A 5,513-nucleotide genomic window follows, 5' to 3' on the forward strand; every position below is an offset into this window, starting at 1 on the left:
AGATGTCCCTTTGACAAAAAAGATAATTTACGCCCTAAAAAATGGTATTAAAGCCATCCATTCTGACTCCTGACTCCTGAGGACTGACTCCTAAGAAATACCCTAGATATTTGTAGCAAACATTTATCAATCTGGTATTAGAAGTCCATATCATGTTTGGTTGAATACTTATAAATAACTTAGCGAGGGACATTGCTGAGGGGCGAATGGGAATATAAGTGGTAAGTGGAGGTAGGCATCCTGCCTATTCCTGCCAAGGAGTGAAAATATGTGGAGGCAGGCATCCTGCCTACGGTGGAAATATCAGGAACGGGCAAGATGCCCATTCCACAAAACCGTTAAAATCATGTGGTCATAATTAAGTATTTATGCTGAATATTTTCCTGAGAATTTGATTCTTGAGAAAGCTCAATTAATATAATTTGTAACGTTTGACATCCTCCCGACGCTGCTCTACGAGACAGCACGGGATTCCTAACCATCGCGCTCTTAGGTCTTTCTGCTGCCTCTTGCAGAGGAGCTGCGCTAACAATGCACCAGCCTCCAAGGTCGAGCCTCTTTTCGGTCTTATGGTCGCTCCACAGACTGACACTGCTAGCCCAGCAGCCATATTTTAAGTTTAACACACTATTGACAAAACCTCAAAATTGATTGGTTTTTCCTGCGGAATGCTGCGCAAACATCCTGACGCTCCCCTTTGGGAGAGCGCGGGTCTTCAACCAACGTTGAGATAAATATCTACCAAGAACGGGATTTTTACATTACTTTTAATGTTACAAATTGACGTGCGGAATGTGGGTAATAAGTATTAAACCGGATGTAATATCATTCCTTGTTTCTTGCTCTCTGTTCCCTAAAAGTATATGATTTCGTACCTTATCAACTTGAAAATGGCTGTAATAGTCAGGACTTACACATGGGTACTAAATATAGTGAAAACGAATGGCATTCGCCCCTACATATGGAGTTTTAAAAGTTAATTTGCGTAAGTCCTAATAGTTTTATAACTATTCGACTCGACGGTAAAATTTTTTTTGATTACTGGTATAATTTATAACTATCAAGCTTGTTATTTTTATCCATTGTGGTATGATAAATTTGAAAATGATAATCATTCTCAAAAATAACCTGTAAACTAATGCTCAAGACAATTAGACGAATTCACTGTTTATTATTAGGAACAGCAGCACTGGCCACGGCTGTTTCTCTCGGAAGTACTGGTAGTGTGGCCCAGAATAAAAATGAAACTAAAATAGTAGCAACTTTCTTGCCTATATATATGTTTACCAAAGGGGTTACCGGAGAAAGTGGAAAAGTAGAACTCTTAATTCCTGCGGGAACAGACCCCCACGAATATCAGGCAACACCTGAGAATGCAAGGAGTATTGCACAAGCAGATGTATTAGTGAAAAATGGGTTGGGGTTGGAAGAATTTTTAGAGAAATTAGTTGATGCTGCGGGTAACTCTCAACTTCAAGAAATTAATGCTAGTCAAAATATAGAACCCCTAGAAGAAGAAGATAAGGACCACCACGACCACCACGACCACCACGACCACCACGACCACGACCACGACCACGGTCATCACCATGAAGAAGGAAACCCTCATGTTTGGTTAGACCCTGTTTTAGCGCAACAACAAGTCAAGAATATTCGCGATGGTTTAATTCAAGCTGACTCTAATAATGAAGCTACTTATAGAGCAAATGCTGATATTTATCTCCGTAAATTACAGGAGCTTCACCAAGAATTTCAAACTCGTTTATCACCTTTTCAAGGATGTAAATTTATTGCTTTTCATGATGCTTATCCTTACTTAGCTCAACGGTACAATTTACAACAAATGGCAGTGGTGGAATTGCCAGAAGATAATATTACGCCTAGAGATGTTCAAAGAATAATAAAAGCAGCCCAAGAATATCAAGTTAAAGGTTTACTTGCTGAAACTGGATTTAATGATAATCGGATACAACAGATTGCTAAAGATATTAGATTACCAGTCAAAAAATTAGACCCAGTAATCAGCGGTTCGTTAGATCCTGAATATTATTTTACTGCCATGAAAAATAATATAAAAATTTTAGAGGAAGTTTGCCAGTGAAATTAGTAGCAATCAACAAAAATCTACCAGTAGTTGATGTACAAAATCTGACAGTAATTAGAGGAAAATATCAAGCAGTAGAATCTGTGTCGTTTCAAATATTTCCTGGTAGTAATACAGCAATTATTGGTCCTAATGGTGGAGGAAAAAGTACATTAATTCAGGCAATGTTAGGTTTAATTCCTTATGAATCAGGCTATATAGAAGTTCTAGGTAAACAAATAAAAGATTTAGGAAAACATTGGCAAAAAATTGCTTATATTCCTCAAAAATTACCTTTCGACCGGAGTTTCCCTTTAAGTGTGGCTGAATTAATCAGTTTAGGTTACCCTGAGCAAGGTTTGATGAGGTCGCGGGAAAAGCATATAGCAATAGAAAAAGCTTTGGTACAAGTTAAGTTAGAAAATCATGCAAAACAGCCAATAGGAAGTTTAAGTGGTGGGGAGTTAAAACGGGTTTTATTGGGATATTGTTTGGTGCAAAATAGACAATTATTAATATTAGATGAAGTTATGGCTGGTATAGACCCAACTGGAGAAATACAGTTTGCTGAATTACTGGCAAATTTACATCAAGAAGAAGGTTTTTCTATTGTGCAAGTTTCCCATGATTTAGATATGGTGAGTCGTTATTGTGACCAAGTTATTTGTATGAATCGTCGTTTATGTTGTCAGGGTAAACCTAGTGTTGCTTTGGATGAAAATAAATTGAGTGAAGTTTATGGGGATAATTTAACTAGATATGTTCAACAATTAATAATTAATAATTAATAATTAATAATTAATAATTAATAATTAATAATTAAGTAAGCATTTCCTGCGGAATGCTGCGCAAACAGCTATTAGCTGTCAGCTATTAGCAACAAGACTCTCTTATATAGAACAGTGTTTAAATTAACAACTGACTTTAAGGGCAAGGGAGCCAACTTTTGTAGTAAGACAATTAATAAAGCTTTTATCCTAAATTAAAAGCAATAGCTGATAGCTGACGGCTGAATGCTTACATAATTAGGGTTTGCTGAAAAAGTATGAGTGGTAGGGGTAGAAGCCAGAAGCCAGAATCCAGAATTCAGGAGGAATGGGAATTATAGAAGAAGTAGTCAGAAGAATCGTAAAAGTGATTTTCTACCGCTATCTTGCCGAAAATCTTAGATTTTTGAACCATTACCACCTAAAAGCTGGTGTTCCCTTAGTACCTGAAAAGGGTAAAACCTTTACCTGTCAAGACTTTGATATTTAATCAGCAAGCCCTAATTAATAATTACCTCTCTTTGAAAAGAAGAGGATTGATTCAAAGGAAAATTTTTTCTTGTTTCTCCTTAAAAGGAGAGGCTTTAAGCCTTAATTATTCCGTAATAGGGAATAGGGAATAGGGAATAGGGAATAGGTAATAGGTAATAGGGAATGGGGAACCGAAGCAATAAAATTATCATCGCGGGCAAGATGCCCGCACTACACACATTTAATTATTAATATCTGTACTTCTTATGCGACGAATATCCTGTATATATTTTATTGTGTATTTATAATTATTAACTTTAGCTTCCCTATAAATAAATTTACTTGAGTTGTATTTAATAAATATGGATTTTTCAGAATGGATTAATTTATTTAGTCTACCATTTATGCAGCGGGCAATTATAGGGGGTATTCTATTAGGAATTTTAGGAGGAATTATTGGTGGATTTGTAATTTTGCGCCAATTATCTTTATTTGGAAATTCTTTAGGTCATACAGCTTTTTTAGCTGTAGTATTAGCTGCTTTATTACAGTTACCACTTACGATCGCTTTAACTGTTTTTTTGGTATGCTTTGGATTAGGAATAAATTATTTAATTGAAAAAACTAATTTAGGTGGAGATACAATTTTAAGTATTGTAATTGCGGGTTCAGTTGCATTAGGTAGTATTGGGTTTAATTTTGTACCTGGGTATCGAGGAAATTTATTATCTATATTATTTGGTGATATTTTAGCAATTAGTAATCTAGATTTACTTTTTTTGGTTATTTTATTAGTCGTAACATTGAGTTGGTTAGGGCTGACTTTACAACAACAAATATTATTAACTTTAAATTCTGATTTAGCACAAATTCAGGGGATACCAGTACAAAGATATAAATATATATTTATAATTATTTTATCCCTGGCGATCGCTCTGACTATGAGAGCAGTTGGTATTTTATTAGTGGATGCTTTTTTGGTAATTCCAGCAGCAACAGCTAAGTTGATTTGTCATCAATTTGTACCTTTTTTAGGAGTTTCTGCAACAATTGGTGCCATGAGTGGGGTGTTAGGAATGATAGTATCTGGTAGTTTTAATTTACCTTCTGGTCCTAGTATTGTTTTAGTACAGTTAGTGACATTTTTGATAGTAGTATTTTCCGGTCGAGGGAAGTTTTGAAGTAAGCATTTCCTGCGGAATCCACCTCTACTGTATATTACTGATTCAATAGATTAATTACTTTTTACTTTGGGTGCATCTCTTATGTGCAAAAATAATTTTTTTCCTATATATTCCCTGTTGCCTGTTGCCTAAAAGCGATAAATTTTTGGCTCTATTCAAAATTGAGATGCACCCTTTACTTTCAACAATATTCTATAGTTACTTCTTTCTGTTTTTCTCGCAAATATTGAACTAAATCTTCTATTAAATTACGACGAATCGAAATATTTTTTGGTAATAAAGGGTTTTGATAAAATTCATTAATTTTTTGCCCTACTAAAAATAAAATTGAATCTGCTTCTAATATCTCTTCTGCCAACATTACTGCACCATTTTTTCCTGAAGGTAACCTGCCAATATCGCAATTAGACTTTTTCAAAATCTCCGCACATTTGGAAATAGTTAAAATTCCTTCAGTCACTAAATCTATTCCACTCAATTTACCTATGGGTGGCATTTCTTTAGTCATCGTCGTAATATCCATTTCAATAGTTTCTCCCAGAAAATTTGCCACAATGTTTCCAGTTGTTCCGCCACAAACAACTCTCCGGCCACGAAAACTTAATAATTTTTCGACATATTCAAAATCTCTATTTTCATCTAGGGGCGGACCTGTAAATATCATTACTGGATTTTTATTTCTCACATAAATTCCAACGAAAGAGGCATCATCACCAATTTTGCCTCCATAGAGATTATGAGTTTTTTTAATGACATTTTGAACAATATTTCTAGCAGTATGAGTATGATTGATAAATAAAGATTCGATATGTTTAGCAATATTATCCCAACCCCAACCAAAATTTAAGCTAACTCCTAAACCTGCGTACAAAACTCCGTCACTAATAGCTCCTAAAAAATCACCTTTTTCTAGTTTGCCTTCAGAGAAAATAATTTTTTTATCTAGTATTTTTTCGGTTTTGTTTTCTAACTGAACTAATTTACCTTTTTTAAAATATAAAACGGGAG

At 34.8% G+C, this 5,513-nt stretch carries 5 protein-coding genes; 4 read left to right on the plus strand and 1 reads right to left on the minus strand.

Annotation, left to right across the window (positions count from 1 at the left end; all coding sequences use genetic code 11):
- Positions 1 to 1,138 precede the first annotated feature (1,138 nt).
- From F6K54_RS39350 to F6K54_RS39365, 4 genes are all read left to right on the plus strand, one after another.
- Positions 1,139 to 2,101, plus strand: a complete 963-nt coding sequence (locus F6K54_RS39350; RefSeq protein WP_293089686.1) for a metal ABC transporter solute-binding protein, Zn/Mn family — start codon at positions 1,139 to 1,141, stop codon at positions 2,099 to 2,101.
- Positions 2,098 to 2,871, plus strand: coding sequence for a metal ABC transporter ATP-binding protein (locus F6K54_RS39355; RefSeq protein WP_293089688.1), 774 nt, complete (start codon positions 2,098 to 2,100; stop codon positions 2,869 to 2,871). The genes F6K54_RS39350 and F6K54_RS39355 overlap by 4 nt, the downstream gene beginning before the upstream one ends.
- A gap of 307 nt (positions 2,872 to 3,178) precedes the next feature.
- Positions 3,179 to 3,340 (plus strand): hypothetical protein, encoded by a 162-nt coding sequence (locus tag F6K54_RS39360; protein WP_293089689.1) that lies wholly within the window; start codon positions 3,179 to 3,181, stop codon positions 3,338 to 3,340.
- Between the two features lie 343 nt (positions 3,341 to 3,683).
- Entirely contained in the window at positions 3,684 to 4,502 is an 819-nt protein-coding gene (locus tag F6K54_RS39365) for a metal ABC transporter permease (RefSeq protein WP_293089691.1), read from the plus strand.
- Between the two features lie 184 nt (positions 4,503 to 4,686).
- Here F6K54_RS39365 and F6K54_RS39370 read toward each other — a convergent pair.
- On the minus strand, positions 4,687 to 5,513 hold an 827-nt coding region (locus F6K54_RS39370), incomplete at its 5' end, for a serine/threonine protein phosphatase (protein ID WP_293089693.1).

It is taken from the genome of Okeania sp. SIO3B5 (assembly GCF_010692555.1).
Classification (GTDB): Bacteria; Cyanobacteriota; Cyanobacteriia; order Cyanobacteriales; family Microcoleaceae; genus Okeania.